This window comes from Phyllobacterium sp. 0TCS1.6A, from assembly GCF_026420825.1.
Lineage (GTDB): Bacteria > Pseudomonadota > Alphaproteobacteria > Rhizobiales > Rhizobiaceae > Phyllobacterium.
This window is the reverse complement of sequence record NZ_JAPMAB010000002.1, coordinates 118,586-135,743: the sequence shown is the minus strand read 5'-3', so window position 1 is coordinate 135,743 and position 17,158 is coordinate 118,586. Positions and strand designations below refer to the sequence as shown.

General features: G+C 62.7%; 20 protein-coding genes and 1 tRNA gene. 9 read left to right on the top strand and 12 right to left on the bottom strand.

Going from position 1 to position 17,158, the window contains the following annotated elements; all coding sequences use genetic code 11:
- The gene (locus tag OSJ75_RS04815) at window positions 1-444 is read left to right on the top strand and encodes a DUF3592 domain-containing protein (protein ID WP_267227132.1); all 444 of its coding nucleotides are present in this window, start codon (window positions 1-3) and stop codon (window positions 442-444) included.
- Here the strand turns inward: OSJ75_RS04815 and OSJ75_RS04810 are convergent.
- Entirely contained in the window at window positions 410-769 is a 360-nt protein-coding gene (locus tag OSJ75_RS04810; RefSeq protein WP_250020056.1) for a winged helix-turn-helix domain-containing protein, read from the bottom strand. The genes OSJ75_RS04815 and OSJ75_RS04810 overlap by 35 nt on opposite strands.
- Window positions 770-882: 113 nt before the next feature.
- Between OSJ75_RS04810 and OSJ75_RS04805 the strand changes: the two genes are divergently transcribed.
- Window positions 883-1,389 carry a GAF domain-containing protein gene (locus tag OSJ75_RS04805; protein WP_267227131.1) on the top strand — a complete coding sequence of 169 codons (507 nt, stop codon included), beginning with the start codon at window positions 883-885 and terminating at the stop codon, window positions 1,387-1,389.
- Window positions 1,379-1,786, top strand: coding sequence for a DUF6314 family protein (locus OSJ75_RS04800; RefSeq protein WP_267227130.1), 408 nt, complete (start codon window positions 1,379-1,381; stop codon window positions 1,784-1,786). The genes OSJ75_RS04805 and OSJ75_RS04800 overlap by 11 nt, the downstream gene beginning before the upstream one ends.
- 6 nt (window positions 1,787-1,792) lie before the next feature.
- Here the strand turns inward: OSJ75_RS04800 and OSJ75_RS04795 are convergent, their stop codons facing one another.
- Window positions 1,793-2,680: a LysR family transcriptional regulator gene (locus OSJ75_RS04795; RefSeq protein WP_267227129.1), complete on the bottom strand. Its 888-nt coding sequence runs from the start codon at window positions 2,678-2,680 to the stop codon at window positions 1,793-1,795.
- Between the two features lie 60 nt (window positions 2,681-2,740).
- Between OSJ75_RS04795 and OSJ75_RS04790 the strand changes: the two genes are divergently transcribed.
- Entirely contained in the window at window positions 2,741-3,778 is a 1,038-nt protein-coding gene (locus OSJ75_RS04790) for a YeiH family protein (RefSeq protein ID WP_267227128.1), read from the top strand.
- A 24-nt stretch (window positions 3,779-3,802) separates the two neighbouring features.
- Here the strand turns inward: OSJ75_RS04790 and OSJ75_RS04785 are convergent, their stop codons facing one another.
- The 3 genes from OSJ75_RS04785 to OSJ75_RS04775 all read right to left on the bottom strand — a co-directional run bounded on the left by OSJ75_RS04785 (window position 3,803) and on the right by OSJ75_RS04775 (window position 5,338).
- On the bottom strand, window positions 3,803-3,964 hold the full coding sequence (locus tag OSJ75_RS04785) for a hypothetical protein (protein ID WP_250020051.1): 162 nt from the start codon (window positions 3,962-3,964) through the stop codon (window positions 3,803-3,805).
- Between the two features lie 66 nt (window positions 3,965-4,030).
- Window positions 4,031-4,107 (bottom strand) — tRNA-Arg (locus OSJ75_RS04780).
- Window positions 4,108-4,168: 61 nt separating this feature from the next.
- Window positions 4,169-5,338: a M20 aminoacylase family protein gene (locus OSJ75_RS04775; protein ID WP_267227127.1), complete on the bottom strand. Its 1,170-nt coding sequence runs from the start codon at window positions 5,336-5,338 to the stop codon at window positions 4,169-4,171.
- 153 nt (window positions 5,339-5,491) lie between these two features.
- Here OSJ75_RS04775 and OSJ75_RS04770 point away from each other — a divergent pair, with 153 nt between their 5' ends.
- Window positions 5,492-6,625, top strand: a complete 1,134-nt coding sequence (locus OSJ75_RS04770; RefSeq protein WP_267227126.1) for a D-alanyl-D-alanine carboxypeptidase family protein — start codon at window positions 5,492-5,494, stop codon at window positions 6,623-6,625.
- A complete protein-coding gene (locus tag OSJ75_RS04765) occupies window positions 6,625-7,812 on the top strand; it encodes a CobW family GTP-binding protein (protein WP_267227125.1) in 1,188 nt (395 codons plus the stop codon). Before OSJ75_RS04770 ends, OSJ75_RS04765 begins: the two co-directional genes overlap by 1 nt.
- A gap of 1 nt (window position 7,813) precedes the next feature.
- Here the strand turns inward: OSJ75_RS04765 and OSJ75_RS04760 are convergent, their stop codons facing one another.
- The 4 genes from OSJ75_RS04760 to OSJ75_RS04745 all read right to left on the bottom strand — a co-directional run bounded on the left by OSJ75_RS04760 (window position 7,814) and on the right by OSJ75_RS04745 (window position 10,974).
- Window positions 7,814-8,041 carry a sulfurtransferase TusA family protein gene (locus tag OSJ75_RS04760; protein ID WP_267227124.1) on the bottom strand — a complete coding sequence of 76 codons (228 nt, stop codon included), beginning with the start codon at window positions 8,039-8,041 and terminating at the stop codon, window positions 7,814-7,816.
- A 4-nt stretch (window positions 8,042-8,045) separates the two neighbouring features.
- The gene (locus tag OSJ75_RS04755) at window positions 8,046-9,299 is read right to left on the bottom strand and encodes a L,D-transpeptidase family protein (protein ID WP_267227490.1); all 1,254 of its coding nucleotides are present in this window, start codon (window positions 9,297-9,299) and stop codon (window positions 8,046-8,048) included.
- Between the two features lie 253 nt (window positions 9,300-9,552).
- A complete protein-coding gene (locus OSJ75_RS04750; protein WP_250020043.1) occupies window positions 9,553-9,828 on the bottom strand; it encodes an HU family DNA-binding protein in 276 nt (91 codons plus the stop codon).
- Between the two features lie 204 nt (window positions 9,829-10,032).
- Window positions 10,033-10,974 carry a LysR family transcriptional regulator gene (locus tag OSJ75_RS04745; protein ID WP_267227123.1) on the bottom strand — a complete coding sequence of 314 codons (942 nt, stop codon included), beginning with the start codon at window positions 10,972-10,974 and terminating at the stop codon, window positions 10,033-10,035.
- 167 nt (window positions 10,975-11,141) lie between these two features.
- Here OSJ75_RS04745 and OSJ75_RS04740 point away from each other — a divergent pair, with 167 nt between their 5' ends.
- Window positions 11,142-12,092 (top strand): ring-cleaving dioxygenase, encoded by a 951-nt coding sequence (locus OSJ75_RS04740; protein ID WP_267227122.1) that lies wholly within the window; start codon window positions 11,142-11,144, stop codon window positions 12,090-12,092.
- Here the strand turns inward: OSJ75_RS04740 and OSJ75_RS04735 are convergent.
- The 3 genes from OSJ75_RS04735 to OSJ75_RS04725 form a co-directional block, all read right to left on the bottom strand.
- Entirely contained in the window at window positions 12,079-13,635 is a 1,557-nt protein-coding gene (locus OSJ75_RS04735) for a VOC family protein (RefSeq protein ID WP_267227121.1), read from the bottom strand. The genes OSJ75_RS04740 and OSJ75_RS04735 overlap by 14 nt on opposite strands.
- A gap of 200 nt (window positions 13,636-13,835) precedes the next feature.
- Complete coding sequence (locus OSJ75_RS04730; protein WP_250020039.1) at window positions 13,836-13,985, bottom strand: DUF1127 domain-containing protein; 150 nt, start codon at window positions 13,983-13,985, stop codon at window positions 13,836-13,838.
- A 209-nt stretch (window positions 13,986-14,194) separates the two neighbouring features.
- Entirely contained in the window at window positions 14,195-14,692 is a 498-nt protein-coding gene (locus OSJ75_RS04725; RefSeq protein ID WP_416362521.1) for a low affinity iron permease family protein, read from the bottom strand.
- 219 nt (window positions 14,693-14,911) lie between these two features.
- Between OSJ75_RS04725 and OSJ75_RS04720 the strand changes: the two genes are divergently transcribed.
- Together OSJ75_RS04720 and OSJ75_RS04715 are read left to right on the top strand one after the other, a co-directional pair.
- Window positions 14,912-15,727 (top strand): DUF2189 domain-containing protein, encoded by an 816-nt coding sequence (locus OSJ75_RS04720; protein ID WP_267227119.1) that lies wholly within the window; start codon window positions 14,912-14,914, stop codon window positions 15,725-15,727.
- A 770-nt stretch (window positions 15,728-16,497) separates the two neighbouring features.
- Window positions 16,498-17,139: a glutathione S-transferase family protein gene (locus OSJ75_RS04715; RefSeq protein WP_267227118.1), complete on the top strand. Its 642-nt coding sequence runs from the start codon at window positions 16,498-16,500 to the stop codon at window positions 17,137-17,139.
- Window positions 17,140-17,158: the final 19 nt, after the last annotated feature.

Genomic DNA, 17,158 nt, shown 5'->3' with positions numbered 1-17,158 from the left:
ATGAAAGCGACGGTCTGGCATAGAAGACTGCTGGTTGCAGTCACCACTATCCTGTTCGGCGTGTTCGGCTTCTGCGTCATCCAGGAACGCCTCTTCATCCGCAATGCCGAACAGGCGGAGGGCCGGGTGGTCAGGCTGGAAGAGAAGCCGGGCAAGCGGCAGATGCTCTACTATCCGGTGGTGGAATTCCGCTCCGGTTCCGGCGAATTGATCGAATTTTCCTCGGCATGGAGTTCATCGGAACCGACGAACAAGGCCGGCGACATCGTCAAGGTGTTCTATGATCCGGAAGATCCGCACTCGGCCCAGGTCGGCGACTGGCTGTCGCTCTGGGGCGGCGCGGCGATCGTCGGCGCACTTGCGCTGGTGTTCGCAGCGCTCACCTGCGGGCTTTATTACAGGGTCAGCTTCAATCGTCAGCGTCGGGCGCGCGGTTCGCGTTGATCCATTCGAAATCGCCCGCCAGCGCCTGATCCACCTTTTCCTGCATGGCGCGATAGCGCTGCAGCAATTCTTCGCCGAATGGCGTGACCGCGGCGCCTCCGCCCTGCCTGCCGCCGCGCTGGGAATCGACCACGGGCGCGGCGAACATCGCGTTCATGGCGCTGACGAGCAGCCAGGCGCGGCGATAGGACATGTCCATTGCCCTGCCGGCAGCGGAGATGGAGCCCGTCAGGCGGATGAGTTCGAGAAGCTGCATCTTGCCCGGGCCCAGGCGCTGCCTGTCGGGGAAATCGATGCGAACATGGGTCTTCAGGCCGCCTCGCACTTGCTCCCTCTCTTCATATTGACCGCAATGATCGAGGCCCTATCTATAACGATCGAACTGTGATTGTACATGATCCGCGGCAGGGGCCAAAAAGCGAGACAGAGGAGCCAGCGATGTTTGCGGCACAAGAGATCGTCCAGGACGACAAATCCGAGTTCTATCGCGAGCTGGCGACACAGCTTGGCGCGCTTCTGGATGGCGAGAGCGACCCGACCGCCAATGCCGCCAATACCGCGGCGCTGATCTTCCAGATGGTGCCGGACCTGAACTGGGCCGGGTTCTATTTTCTCCGGCAGGAAGGCGAACTCGTCGTCGGGCCGTTCCAGGGCAAGCCGGCCTGCGTTCGCATCGCCATCGGCAGCGGCGTTTGCGGCACCGCCATGGAAAAAGGCGAATCCATCATCGTCGAAGACGTGCACGCCTTCCCCGGACATATCGCCTGCGATCCCGCCTCGCGCTCCGAACTCGTCGTGCCGCTGATCCATCGGGATCGCGTCTTCGGCGTACTCGATCTCGACAGTCCCTCGCCGGGCCGCTTCGACGTCCTCGACCGGGCGGGTTTCGAGCAATTGGCCGCCATCTACGTCGCCGCCTGCAAATGGGAAGAACATGCCGGCTGACAGCGCCGCGCCGCTCTACGAAGGCAGGTGGATGGTCCGCCGCCTTGCCATCGACTATCTGGCGAGGTCGAGTTACCGCTTCGCCGGCATGGCGACGATCGACGGCGGCAGCTTCGCCGAAACCGGGACCGTTTCACTCGGCGCAAACGAATTTCCGGCGACGAGACAGTATGATCTCGTGGCGAATGACACGGGCATCGAGGTGTTTTTCGCCGATGGCCGTCCGTTCATAATGCTTGCCGCGATGCCGGACCAGCGGGTGCATCATCTCTGCGGCGCCGATGATTATCGCGGGCGCTTCTTTTTTCGCGGCAATGACGAATGGGCGGAGCGCTGGCGCGTGATCGGGCCGAGGAAGAATTATGCGAGCCTCAGCCTCTACCGAAGGATGGCCTAGGCGCGATCAGCCCGGCGCCGTGCACAGGTCTTCCAGCATCTTCGACGCCTTGCTGCCGCGCCTTTCCTTGTGCCGCAGCATGCGGAAGCGGCGCGGCGGAAGATCGAACGACGCTACGCGGATCAAACCCTGCTGGAGATAGGGCCGGGCGGCGGCGCCGGAAAGCGCGGCCGCGCAGCTGCCCGCCGCCACGGCGGCAAGCACGGCTTCATTGGAAGGCAGCGTCAGCGCCACCCGGAATTCGCGCGGATCGGCGCCCATTCTCGCTATGGCGGCGAGAAATTCCGAGCGCGTTCCCGAACCCTCCTCGCGAAAGACCCAGCTCGTCCGTTGCACGAGATCGTCGACGCCGAGCGGCTCGCCCGCCGCCCATGGATGATCCGGGGCGACGATGACGATCAGCCCGTCCTCGGCGATTTCGCGCGAGGCCAGCACGGGCGCGTCGAAAACCCCTTCGACAAAGCCGAGTTCCGCCTCGCCATTCAACACCGCCTCGGCGACGGAGCGGGTATTGCCGATCTTGAGGTCGATCTCGATGCCCGGATAGGACCGGTGAAAACGCATCAGGACCGGGGGTAGCCAGTAGCTCGCAATGGTCTGGCTCGCCCATAGCGCCAGCCGGCCCCGGCTGAGGCCGCCGAGTTCGGACAGCAGCAGTTCCGCCGAGCGCACGCGCGCCAATGTCGCCTTGGCCTCGCCGAGAAAATCGCGGCCGAGCTCGGTCAGTTCGATGCGACGGCCGACACGATGGAAAAGCTCGACGCCATGGAAATTCTCGAGGTTCCTGATCGCGCTGCTGACGGCGGACGGCGTGAGATGGATATCGGCAGCGGCGCGGGTGAGATGCTCGCGCTCGGCGACGGCAACGAAGATGGCCAATTGTTCGAATGTCATGATCGTTCGATCCTATCGAATGATTTGTAGAATAATATTCGATGGAAGTCGATATATCGAGTGACCTATTCTTCAGGCACGATGCACAATGAAATTCCTTCCTGCAAAAACCTGATCAACTGCCTGCCTGGCACGGCCCTTTCCTTCGGCGTCGCCGCGGCCGCCTTTGTCGCGACGAAGGCCGAGTTCGCGCTTGCCGGTGCTGTCTGGCTGGGCGGGCCGATCCTGGCTATCGCGCTGGGGCTGGTCGTCGCCCAGGCGCTGGCGCCGGGCGGTCGCTTCGAAGCCGGAATAATGTTCAGTTCGAAGACCTTGCTCGAAGTCGCGATCGTGCTGCTCGGGGCTTCGATCAGCCTGCAGGCATTGCAGGGCGCCGGCCTGGCTCTCGTCGCCGGGATCACGCTGGCCGTGTTCGTCTCGATCGGCGTCAGCTATGTGATCGGCCGCTGGATGGGCCTTGCGCCGAGGCTCGCCACGCTGATTGCCTGTGGCAATTCCATCTGCGGCAACTCGGCGATCGTCGCCGTCGCCCCGGTCATCAAGGCCGGGCGCGAGGAAATCGCCGCCGCGCTGGCGTTCACCGCGGTGCTGGGGATCGCCACGGTCTTCCTCCTGCCGCTGCTTTACGCCTATGCCGGAATGGGCGCATCGAAATACGGCGTTCTCGCGGGCATGACCGTCTATGCCGTGCCGCAGGTGCTGGCGGCCGCCGCTCCCGCGGGAGCGCTGAGCGTGCAGATCGGCACGCTGGTGAAACTCGTCCGCGTGTTGATGCTTGGCCCGGTCCTGATGGTTCTCGGAACGATCAGCAGGGATGCAGGCGCGCGGCGGTCGGCACCTGTCCTGCCCTGGTTCATCGTCGGCTTCGGGCTGATGATGGCGATGCAGTCGATGGGGCTGTTGCCGGATGCGGTTCAGAGGCCCGTCGCCGACGCGGCCGAAGCGCTGACGCTGGTGGCGATGGCGGCGCTCGGCCTGTCGGTGAATATCCGCACCATCGCCCATGCCGGCGGCAGGGTGATAGCCGCCGCCACGCTCTCCCTTGGGGCACTTGCCGCTATCGGCTATCTGCTGATCCTGGCGCTGCGGATTTCCTGAGCCGGCCACACTTACTGTGCGGGGTCACATGTCGCTGCGGTCATGATAGCCCGCGCGGGTCTGGCGATCCCGCGCCGTCTTCTCGGCTGCCGTCAGCCGGCGCCGCCTGGCCATGCCATAGGCGATGACGATGCCCAAGATGACGGGCCCACCCACGACGACGAAAAACCAGAAATATTCTGTCATCCACTCTCTCCGTTTGAAAACGAACCACGGAGCGAAAAGATGGTTCCGATGTGGAGCGATGGAGGATGGTGATCCCGACTGGATTCGAACCAGTGGCCTACAGATTAGGAATCTGTCGCTCTATCCGACTGAGCTACGGGACCATCGGCCGAGACATACTGTTTTTCGTCGCAAAGGCCAAGTCCGAAGATGGCGAAAATGGCCTCACGCGGCGGGCGCCAGTGCATTTTCGGCCAGCTGCACCCAATAGCTTATGCCGTGCGGGATGGCCTCGTCGTTGAAATCATAGGCGGGGTTGTGCAGCGATGCGCTGACGCCATTGCCGATGAAGATGAAGGCGCCGGGGCGCGCTTCCAGCATGTAGGAAAAATCCTCGCCCGCCATCATCGGTGCGGCTTCATCGTCCACCAGGCCGTCGCCGGCGACAGCGCGGGCGATTTTCGTGGCGAATTCCGTCTCCCGCCCGTGATTGAAGGTCACCGGATAATTGCGCACATATTCGACCTCGATCCTGCCGCCGAATGCCGAAGCCAGGCCCTCCGCCGCCTGCTTGATGCGCCGTTCGGCGAAGTCGCGCGATTCGGCGCGCAATGTCCGCACCGTTCCGGCGAGCTCGGCCTTTTCGGGGATGATGTTATGGGCGTCGCCCGCGTGGAATTTGGTGACGGACAGGACGATCGAATCCAGCGGATCGGTGCCGCGCGAAACGATCGTCTGCAGGGCGCCGACGAGCTGCGCGCCGATGACGACCGGATCGATGGTCGTATGCGGCTGCGCGGCGTGGCCGCCCTTGCCGTCGATGGTGATGTTGAATTCGTCGGTGGCGGCCATGATCGGGCCCTTGCAGATGGCGAATTCGCCGACGGCAAGGCCCGGAATATTGTGCATGCCATAGACTTCCGAAATGGCGAAGCGCTCCATCAAGCCGTCCTTGACCATCTCGCGGCCGCCGCCGCCGCCCTCTTCGGCGGGCTGGAAGATGATTGCGACCGAACCGCTGAAATTGCGCGTCTCCGCAAGGTAGCGCGCCGCGCCGAGCAGCATGGCCATGTGGCCGTCATGGCCGCAGGCATGCATCTTCCCCGCTGTCCGCGATGCCCAGGGCTTGCCGGTGATCTCGACGAGCGGCAGGGCGTCCATGTCGGAGCGCAGCCCGATCGTCGCGCCTTCGCCGCGCGCGCCGCGTATGATGCCGACCACGCCGGTGCGGCCGATGCCGGTGACGATCTCGTCGCAGCCGAATTCCCGCAGCTTTTCCGCGACGAATTGCGCTGTCTGGTGCACGTCGAACATCAATTCCGGATGCTGGTGCAGATGGCGTCGCCACTGCGCAACTTCTTCCTGCATGTCGATGGCGCGATTGAGCAAGGGCATTCGGGGATCACTCCAGGTTCATTGCAATTTTTATGGCGATTAAAGGGCTTTGCCTTTTGCCTGCCACATAAGATAGATAAGGCCATTGCCGCCCCACGTGAAGCGCAGCATCGGCCGCCTTCCACGTTTATACAGACAGGCTGGGTTTCAGGAATGCGGAAAACTGTAGCACTTTTTCTACTTGGCGCGGCGTTGTCAACGCTTTCGGCCCATGGCGCCGTTTCTTCGGCGCGGGCCGAGGCGAATATCACCTTCGATGCCGGCACGGGCGAGATACTGTCGCAAAAGGATGCGTTCCAGCGCTGGTATCCGGCTTCGCTCACCAAGCTGATGACCGTCTATGTCGCTTTCCGCATGCTGGAATCCGGCCAGGTCAAGCTCGACACGCCCGTGCGCATCACCGCGCTCGCCGCCAGGCAGCCGCCGAGCAAGATGGGCTACAAGGTCGGCTCGGAACTGACGCTCGACGACGCGCTGAAGATCATGATGGTGAAATCCGCCAATGACATCGCCATGGCCGTCGGCGAAACGCTGGGCGGTTCCTCGGAGAAGTTCGCGGCGCTGATGAACGAGGAGGCCCGGCGCATCGGGATGACCGGTTCGCATTTCGTCAATCCCAACGGGCTGCATTCCGACGATCATTATACGACGGCGCACGACCTTGCGATCATGACATGGCATCTGCGCCGCGATTATCCGCAATTCGCCCATTATTTCGATATCGAGGCGATCGATTACGGCGGCAAGAAACCGCAGCCCAATCTCAACGCGCTGATCGGCCGGTTCGAGGGCGCCGATGGCATGAAGACCGGCTTCGTCTGCCCTTCCGGCTATAATCTCATCGGCTCCGCAACGCGCAATGGCAGGACGATCGTCGCCGTGGTCCTCGGCGAATTGAAGCTTTCCTCGCGGGCGACCAAGGCGGCGGAGTTATTGGCAAAAGGCTTCGAGACGAGCGCCTCCGGGCGCGGCACCGGGCAGACCATCGAGACGCTGCAACCCTATGGCGGGGCGACCAGGGATGTCGCGATCAACATGCGGCCCGAGGTCTGCTCCAAGACGTCCGGCTCGGACAGCTGGGACGGCAAGGATCTCGAGGGCCATATCGTCGCGGGCTCGCCCTATATGAAGCGCATGGACCGCCAGCCGGTGGCGGAGAAGGTGGCGCTGCTCCCGGCCAAGCTCAATGCGCTCGGCATGGAAATGAACCGCATTCCCGTGCCGAGGCAGCGGCCGGAACGCGCCTTGAGCGATGCCGGCAATGCGGCAAGGGCCGCGATCAACTGATGGCTGCCGCGCCGATACCCGTTTCCGTGCTGACCGGCTTCCTCGGCGCCGGCAAGACGACGCTGCTGAACCGGCTGCTGAAGGACCCGGCGCTTTCCGATACCGCCGTGATCATCAACGAGTTCGGCGATGTCGGCATCGATCACCTGCTGGTGGAGAAGGCCAGCGAGGGCATTATCGAACTGTCCGATGGCTGCCTCTGCTGCACGGTTCGCGGCGAGCTCGTCGATACGCTGGCCGACCTGATCGACCGGCTGGAAACCGGAAGGATCAAACGGCTGAAGCGCGTCGTCATCGAGACGACAGGCCTCGCCGATCCGGCGCCGGTGCTGCATGCGATCATGGGCCACCCCGTATTGCTGCATGCCTACCGCCTCGACGGCGTGATCACCGCCATCGACCAGGTCAATGGCATGGCAACGCTGGATGCCCATGAGGAAGCCGTGAAACAGGCCGCCGTGGCGGATCGCATCGTCTTGACCAAGGGCGACCTGCGCCAGGCGGCGGGGCAGGGCAGGCTCCTGCGCGACCGGCTGGCCGATCTCAATCCCGGCGCCGAGATCATCGACGCGTCGGAACAGCGCGCCGGCTATGCCGGGCTGTTCGAATGCGGCGTCTACAATCCCGAGACCAAGACCGTCGATGTGCAGCGCTGGCTGAACAGCGAGGCCTATCGCGACAGGGACCGCGAGCGCGCCAGTCTCGGTCACGGTCTCGACCACGGCCACGACCATCACCACCATGATCATGATCACGGTCACGACCATGGTTCGCACGATCATCACCATCATGACGTCACCCGGCACGACGCGTCGATCCGCTCGTTCTCGCTGACCCATGACCGGCCGATACCGCTGTCGGCGCTCGACATGTTCATCGACCTGCTGCGCTCGGCGCATGGCGAGAAGCTGCTGCGCGTGAAGGGCATCGTGCAATTGGAAGACGATCCGGAACATCCGCTCGTGCTGCATGGCGTCCAGCAGATATTCCATCCGCCGGCGCGGCTGCCGGCCTGGCCGGCCGGAAAGCGGGAAACGCGGCTGGTGATGATCGTCAAGGACCTGCCGGAAACCTATGTGCGGCAGCTGTTCGCGGCGTTCCTCAACGAGCCGCAGATCGACACGCCCGACCGGGCGGCGATGCAGGACAATCCGCTGGCGATTTCAGGCATGAAGCTTTCGCAGTAGGTCAGCCGCGCTCGATGTGGAAGCGGTGCCCGCCCTCGACATTGACGGTTTCGATCAGGCGGTGGCCCTCGGTCATGCAGAAATTCGGCATGTCGATGACGGCGAGGGGATCGGTCGTCTCCACCCAGATACGCGCGCCGGGCGCAAAATCCTGCAATTTCCGCCGGGTCTTGAGCACCGGAAGCGGGCAGTTCAGCCCACGCAGATCATAGATTTCCTGGTCCGTCATCGGCTTATTCGCCCATGATCTTCCACCAGGCCTTCTTGGCGGGGGCGGGCGTTTGCGTCGGCTGTGCCTGCGTCTGGGCAGGCTGCGCCTGGGCAGGCTGCGCCGGCGCAATCGACGCCGTGGTCTGCGGCGAAGTGCCCGGCGGCGTTGCCGTGGTCGCTGCGGTCTGGGAGGCAGGCCGGCTCATGCGGGTCCGCCTTCCTTCCTTTTCCTCTTTCGCCTTGTCGGCTGCGACAGCCGAAGCCAGCCGCACCATGACCTGCGGCTTCGAGGCAGAGCCCTCGTCCTGCGGCGAAAGCGATGGCGGCTCCATCGTCACCCGTTCGCCGCGGGCGCGGCGTGCGCTCCAGTCGGCGATGATCCGGGCTTCCTCGAGGCCCTTGATCGAGCGGCTCGGCGGCTGGGTCTTGCCCTTGCCGGCCATGGACGAGAAAGCGGATTCATAGGTGCTCTGATAGGATTGATAGGCCATGCGCAGCGATTCCGGCTGGTTCGCCGGCGGGCAGATGCTGGTGGCGGCTATCGGAGCATTGGGATCGGTCGTGTGGTTGAAGACATATTTCTTCTCGCACACATCCACCTTCGGCGGCACCTTGGTGATCTCGAAATGATCATAGCCTTCCTTCAGGTTCTTCCAGAAGGCGTAATTGGGGTCATCCTTGTAGCGCGCCATGTTGGCGGCGGTCATGCGGAACGGGAATGCCTGCAGCTGGATCGATTGCTGGCCGCCCTTGAAGGCGTCGCGCGCGAAGGCGTAGATCTGCGCCACCTGGGCATCCGTCATCGAGTAGCAGCCGGATGAAGAGCAGGCGCCGTGCACCATGAGGTTGGCGCCGGTGCGGCCAAGCGCACGGTCGAGCGCATTGGGGAAGCCGGTGTCGAACGAGAGGTAATAGTTGGATTTCGGGTTCATGTGGGCGGGACGGACGGCGTAGAAGCCTTCCGGTGCCTGGCGGTCGCCTTCGATGAACTTGGGACCGAGCTTGCCCGACCATTTGCAGATCTGGTAGCTGGTCACCATGTCGTAGCGGCCATTGTCCTTCTGCTTCCAGATCTCGAGGACATTCTCCTCCTTGAAGATGCGGACCATGATCGGCGATGTCGTCGTCATGCCCTTGGTCTTCATCACCTTCACCAGCTTGGGCGGGATGGGCGTGTTGGCGCCATTCGGAACCATGTCGTCGATCGACGATCCCTGGCAGCCGGCAAGGAAGAGCGTGAGCATCAGGGGCGCAAGGATCTTGGTCGGTATCTTCATCGCTTCAACTGTTGCAGTGGCCACAAAAACGTCCGTCTGGTCGGTTCGACCGCGGGTCCAATCTACTAAATGCACCCGTTATAGTTGATAAAGACTTACTGCGACCACACAAATTCGCGATCACGCAGATGTCCCCTGTCATGGAGTGAGGGCGGATTTATGGCGAAGCAGCGGATGATTTTTAACCTAAAGCGGCAAAATTAAAAAGGCGGCACAAAGGCCGCCTTGTTAATTTATGCCATCGATCGCGACATTAGCCGTTGAGGGCATCCTTGAGCGCCTTTGCGGGCTGGAACGCGACCTTCTTGGAAGCTGCAATCTTGATGGTTGCGCCTGTTGCAGGGTTGCGGCCTTCACGAGCAGCGCGCGCCTGTACCTTGAACTTGCCAAAGCCTGGCAGCGAAACTTCATCGCCAGCTACAACTGAATCGGTGATGTTTTTAAGAATGCTGTCAACAATCGCCTTTGACTGAACCTTTGTAAGACCCTGATCAGCTACGAGCTTTTCAACGAGATCGGACGTATTCATTTGGCGGTTTCCTCAGTATATTCGTTGATCGGAGGGGTCTGTATGGCATGGGGCGGCCGGTCTGTCATCAGCAGCACAACCCAAAATGCACGTTTATACCCAGTGTTTACGGGGTTTTTTCGCAAATCGACGCCAAAAACCGCTCCATGCGCACGTCGGTCGCCACCGGGCCGGGCCAAGTGATTCGGCTTGCCTGTATCGCATTCAGCTGCCGGAAGCCGGTGACTGCGCGCTGAGGCGCCAGATTGGCGGGTTGCCGATATGGCGGACCACATGGTCGATGAAGGCGCGAACTTTCGGCGGAACGTGGCGTGTCGGCGGGTACACCGCATGGATCGCATAGGGTATCGGCGTGGCACCCGGCAGGGCGGGGATCAACGTTCCGTTGCGCAGGGACTCGGCGGCGATGAACATGGGCAGCAGCGCGAGGCCAAGCCCCGCAACGGCCATGTCGCGCATCACCTCGCCATTATTGGTGACGAGCCTGCCGCGCATCGCAACCGCGATCGGTTCGTGCGTATCTGCCGGATTCTCGAATTGCCAGAGCTGGCTCGTATTGACGTTGGAATAATCGATGCAGCTATAATCGCCGAGCGCCTCGATCGATTGCGGCAGGCCGTGTTCGCGCGCGAAGGACGGGCTGCAGCAGACGATGCGCGGGTCCTCGCAGAGCTTGCGGGCGACGAGGCTGGAATCCTTCAGCACCCCGATGCGGATGCCGACATCATAGCCGCCGCGGACGAGGTCGGTCATGCGGTCGTCGAACTCCACGGCCAGTTCCAGCTCGCCGTACTGGCGGGCGAAGTCGGCGATCATCCTGCCGAGATAGAGCGTGCCGAAGGTCATCGGCGCGGTGATGCGCAGCGTGCCCCGCACGGCGCCGCTGCGCCGGCCGGCGGTCTCGGCGGCGTCCATGATGTCCTTCACCAGCGGGCGAACCTGCTCCATGAAGTCCACCGCATGCACCGAAGGCAGCAGCTTGCGCGGCGATCGCTGGAAGAATTCGACGCCAAGCGCGGCTTCGAGATCGGCTATCCGCTTGCTGACCACGGATTTCGACAGGTTGAGCCGTGCCGCGGAAGCCGTGATGCTGCCGGTTTCCATCACGTCGAGAAAAGTGAGAAGATCGTCAAAACGCCAGTTCATGGTGCGACTGTATCGCACAAGATCGACCAGGAACAGCGCAAACAGCGCTTATGGTTCGATGCTGTCGAACCTGGATACGGAATTTGCGGGCTTTATGCGGCGCCCGGAAGCCTCGATATTGCAACCAACGGCAATATTGCCCGGCCAATCGAACCAAGGAGGCTCTCATGAGCTTGCAACTGACGGGAATTCATCATCTGACCGCCATCACGGCCAATGCGCCGGAGAATGTGCGGTTCTACACGCAGACGCTCGGCCTGCGGCTGGTCAAGAAGACGGTCAACCAGGACGATACGAGCGCCTATCATCTGTTCTATGCGGATGGGAAGGCGACGCCCGGCACCGATCTTACGTTCTTCGACTGGCCGGCGACGCCGGAGCGCCGGGGCACGCACAGCATAGCCCGCACGGGCCTCAGGGTCGGCAGCCGCGCCAGCCTCGACTGGTGGAAGGCACGGTTCGCGCAGCTCGGCGTGACATCGGGCGAGGTCACCGAAACCGGCGGCCACGCATCGCTCGATTTCGAGGATGCGGAAGGCCAGAGGTTCCGCCTCGTCGATGATGGCGGCAGCGGCGAAGCCTATCCCTGGGACAGGAGCCCGGTGCCGGCGGAGCATCAGATCAGGGGGTTGGGACCCATCGTGATCAGCGTGCCGGACATAACCAATACGGAAGCCATCCTCGTGCATATCATGAACATGAGCAAGGTGCGGGAATATCCGTCGCCGGACGGCGAAGGGGATGTGCATGTGTTCGCCATGGGCGAGGGCGGCCCGGCAGCCGAACTCCACGTGGCGGTCCAGCCCAATCTTCCCGCCGCCAGGCAGGGCGCCGGAGCGGTGCATCACGTGGCCTTCCGCGCGCCCGACATCGCCCAGCTGCATGAATGGACCGAGCGGTTGAAGAGCTTCCGCGTGCCTTCCAGCGGCGAGGTGGAGCGCTATTACTTCCGCTCGCTCTATTTCAGGGAGCCGAACGGCATCCTGTTCGAGATCGCAACGGATGGACCCGGCTTTACCGTCGACGAGCCCTTGGAGACGCTGGGCGAGGCACTGTCGCTGCCGCCATTCCTGGAGGCGAAGCGCGAAGCCATCGAAGCCGGCCTCAAGCCGCTCTGAAGCCCGCCAGCCACGACCGGACCGCCTCGATATCGAGCGGTCCGGTCTCGTGCCCCGCATCGATCCGCAATGTGTCGATCTCTGCGCCCGCGGCCCGCAAATCCGCCTCTAGACCGGCGGCGTGGGCGCCGAAGACGTCATGTTCGCCGACCACCATCAGGATTTTCGCGCCCGACAGATCGGCCCCGGGCGTCTCCTCCAGCACCTTCCCGGCGCGAAGCAGCACGGCGTTCTCAACGAGGCCGGGGTGAAGCTGCATCATCGCCGCGAGCAGGTTTGCGCCGTTCGAATAGCCGATGAAAACGGTGCGGTCGAGATCGAGCCCATAGGCCTCCACCGCGCCTTCGACGAAGGCATTGAACGCCTCGGCTTCGGAGCGGATGTCGGCCTGGTCGAAGCTCAGCGGGCCATAGCGGCGGAACCAGCGGGCGATGCCCTCCTCGGTGCTGCGGCCGCGCAGGCCGATCAGCCTTGCCCCGGGTGCGGCGGCCGCCGCCAGCGGCATGAGGCTGGTCTCGCTTCCCGCCGAGCCATGCAGCAGCACGAGCGTCAGATCCTCCGCCTCCTCCGGCAGATGGACACGGTGGATGAACGGCAGGTCGCGGTAGATGAACCTTTCCTCGCCGGGCATCCCGAACTGGGGCAGGACGATGCGGAAATTTTCCGCCTCGGCCTCGAAATGCGGCGGGATGAACAGCTTCGTTCCGAGCGTTTCATAGGGCTCGTCCAGCAGCATGCCCGGCCCGTCCGAGGCGAGCTCGAGCAGGCTGCCGCCCGGTTCGCGCACATAGATCGAATGGAAATATTTGCGGTCATGTATGGCGGTGGCATCGGCGCCATCCGCGATCAACCTGTCGAAGACGGTCGAGACCGCCGCAATGTCGTCGGCGCGAAAGGCGATGTGGTCGATCGTGCCGGTGCCCGGCGCCGAGCTCCAGAAGCCCGAGGCATCGCGCACGTCGACATGGTCTCCGGCCGGCGAGGTCAGGCGGGTGATGGTGCCGCTCTGCTCCCGTGCATCGCAACCGAAATAATGCTGGAGGAATTGCGCGGTCGCTTCCGGCTGCTCCGTCAGCACCGTTGCGGCATGGATGGAGCGGATCGCGCTTTCGGCGGGAATGCCGCTGCCCGTCCACGGCTCCGTGGTTCGTGCCTGCCGCACACCGACGAGCTTGACGATGACGCCGTCGGGATCGTGAAAGCGCAGGACAGGTTCGCCGAATTCCTGCGCGGGACCGGTGACGGCGACATTATGGGTCATCGCCCGTGTCAGCCAGTAGCCGATGCTTTCCAGCGGCACCGCCAGCGCGATCTCGCTGGGCTGGCCGTAACCGACGCGGCCGGGCGAGCCGTCTTCCCAGACGAGGAAGGTGACCAGCGTGCCGGGCGAGCCGATCGCATCGCCATAAATCAGGTGCAGCTGCGCCGCATCCTCGAAGCCGCCGGTGCGCTTGACGAGCCGCAGCCCGAGAAACCCGGCATAGAAATCGACATTGGCCTGAACCTTGCGCGCGATCAGCGTGATGTGGTGAATGCCGGCCATGGAAGCGTCCTCGTTGCTGGCCGGAGTGATAGGGAGAATGTCCCCGGCGCGCAACTCGCAAGGTGTGGGCGGAAGGCAAAAAAGAAACACCCACCGCTGGGAGGAGCGATGGGTGTTGCACAAAGAACGGTTCTGGGAGGAAAACCGTCTTGGGTAATCGCGGCCTTGGGAGGAGGAGGTCGCCGCGATCGGGGTATTTCTTAGAACGCCGAAGCGGCCTTCTTTGCTACGAAGGAAATGTCGCCGCGGGAGATGCCGAGGTCGTTCAGTTCACGTGCGGAAAGGCGGCTCAGTTCGTTGACAGTGTCGCGGTAACGGCGCCAGTTATTGTAAGAGCGGATCAGGTTCATTTCACTCACCTTGCGATTTAAATTTTGTGGATCATTCTGTTGAGCTGCATATAGGCGAGTGCCGGCGAGACTTGCAGTGACAAGTTTGCATAGCTGGTTTGCAAGAAATATGGGCTGAATGCCTTCGTTTGCGGCGGATTATGCCTTCAAATTGACCATATTCGGCTTTGGCGGCATGAATCCCGCATCATCGCGCTGCCGGAGCAGGCTCAAACGGTGCTTTTGGCCGCCTGGCTGCCCGATTTTTGGCCTCTCGTCCTGGCATTTGCCTTGGTGCCCGTCTGGGCATTCGCCGATTTTGCAGGGCTGGTGCGCTTGCTCGCGCGTTTGCGGGAGCGGCGTTCCATTTCGGCATCGGCTTTCTTCGCTGCCGCTTCCGACTGTTCGCGATAGGCCTCCACTTCCTCCTCCGTGAGATGCTCGATGCCGATGAAGGAATTCTTGGCCTTGCTGACCCGCAGCAATTCGTCGAGCTTGGTCTGCAACGCCACGCTGTCGCGGTTCTGCGTGTTCTGGATGAGGAACACCATGAGGAACGTGATGATCGTCGTGCCGGTATTGATGATGAGCTGCCACGTATCGCTGAAACCGAAGATCGGCCCGCTTACGGCCCAGACGATGACGATGGTCACGCACAGGATGAAGGTCAGCGGCCGCCCGGCCAGCATCGCGACGTAATTGGCGATATTGGTGAAGAACTGGTTCAATGTGGCGACTCCCCGAAGACCGTGCATCAGCGTGCAGTGGCACTTAAACGGGAATGCGACTGCAATGGTTCCGGTTGCGGTTCCGGGTACGGCTCGCGCCGACATAATCCTTTAAAAACGCCGGCGGGAGGCGTATGCTTGGTGATGATGCTGAGGGTCCCTGTGGGCCAGGTACGGCCACATGGACTGTCCGGTTCTATGAATCAGGGAGGTACCATCATGGCACATTTTCACGTCATAGCCGGCGATGGCGAGACCATCATTCATCCCGAGGTGCGGGAGATCGGCTTTAGCGACATATTCACGGCGCTGCGCCGCGGCCTGGGCGATTTCTGGGCCAAGCCTTCGCATTACGTCTTCCTCTGCCTTATCTATCCCGTGGCCGGGCTGGTGCTGCTGCGCCTGTCGGCCGGGGCCAATGCGCTGCCGCTGGTTTTTCCGCTGATGTCGGGATTTGCGCTGATCGGTCCGGTTGCGGCGCTCGGCCTCTATGAAATCAGCCGGCGGCGCGAGCTGGACATGGATGCCTCCTGGCGCCATGCGACGAACGTGGTGCGCTCTCCCGCGCTCCCCTCGATCATCGCCGTCGGTGTCATGCTCTTCGCGACGTTTCTGGCATGGCTGCTCACGGCGCAGGCCGTCTATACGAGCCATTTCGGCGACAGCGCGCCCGCATCGCTGGCGGTCTTCCTCGACCAGTTGTTCACGACGCCCGAGGGCTGGAACATGATGCTCGTCGGCAATGCGATCGGCTTCGTCTTCGCGCTCTTCGTGTTGTGCACCACGGTCGTCGCGTTCCCGCTGCTGCTCGACCGGGACGTCGGCGCCTATGCCGCGGTGGCGACATCGGCCAGGGCCGTGTTCACCAATCCGCTGCCCATGCTGCTGTGGGGGCTGATCGTCGCGGTCCTGCTGGCGGTGGGGTTCCTGACGCTGTTCGTCGGCCTCGCCATCATCATTCCGGTCCTCGGCCATGCAACATGGCATCTCTATCGTGCGGTGGTTGTCTCGCCGCACGATGAAGCCCGGCGCTGAGGTTCAAGCTGGCAGAACCCTGCAAATCTCCACATCCCTCAGGCTGAGCCCCAACTTCCCTCATGCTGAGCCTGTCTGCTGATGCCACTGTCCCGGTTGCAGTGATGTACCGCGTGCTTCGACAGGCTCAGCATGAGGGAGGTGGGTTGGTGGCATGAGGGAGGTGGGGTGCAATCCCTTTTCGAGATGCTGGATACGGAAAATCCTCACCACGCCCGCGAAAATCGCGTCTGGTCATTGAAAATGGGGGAGACGGGCGGTCTTCAGCGCGTCAGTATGGTATCAGGGTCGAGGTCCGAAGACCGCCCGCGACGTCTTTGCCTGCTATCATTGCGTTTGTCAGACGCAACAACCCGGAAAACGAAGCGCCACCCCCGTTTCCTTCTGCAGTTTGCTGGATAGTCGGGGTTGTCACTTCCGACCGTCCGGCAACGCCACCCTTTCCCAGCAATCGAAACAGCACCGGAAGCTGCTCCCCCACTGGAAAGGACCTGCACAGAATACCCCGGCTTCAAACAGGTGGGATAAGTTTTTTTGCGTGCCGGGGCGAAGAATGAGCGAAATCAGAAGCTTGCAGGGCAAAATATTTTTTTAGGCCGAAAATCTATCCCACCGCATGGGCCAGTTTGCCCCTGTTCACGGCCCGGAGAACGAGAGATGGCAGTCCCCGGTTTAATTGCGGCCGGATGTCGGGATTTCGCCTTGTGCTTCGTCCTTTGAGCAATGGAACGAAGGAGAAACGCCATGAGATCAACCGCAGGAGGTCGCCGATGACCGCCACTATCACCGCATTCGAACGGTCGCCGGACCGAGGCAAGGGCCTGGCGCGCGATACGCGCGTCCGCTGGGCGCTGGAAGAAGTGGGCCAGCCCTATGATGTCAGGCTTCTGTCGTTCCAGGCGCTGAGGCAGCCGGCGCATCTCGCGCTCCAGCCATTCGGGCAGATCCCGACCTATGAGGACGGCGATCTCGCTCTGTTCGAATCCGGGTCGATCATATTGCATGTCGCGGAGCGCCATGGCGGTCTGCTGCCGCACGATGCGAAGGGGCGGGCGCGCGCCATCACCTGGATGTTCGCGGCGCTCAACACGGTGGAGCCGCCCATTATCGACCGGTCGACGACCGTGTTGCTGGAGCGCGGTGAGCCCTGGTACGAACAGCGCCTGTCCGTCGTCGAGGAGCGCGTGCGCAAACGGCTCGGCGAGCTTTCCCGCTGGCTTGGCGACAAGGAATGGCTCGAGGGCACCTTCACCGCCGGCGACCTGCTGATGATCTCGGTGCTGCAACGGCTGGGCGGGTCCGGTATCGTGGAAGACCATGCCAATCTGTCGGCCTATGTCGCCCGCGGCGAAGCACGCCCGGCCTATGCACGCGCCTTTGCGGCACAATTAGCAGTATTCACGGGTCAGTAACGATCGAGCGCTGGAAAGC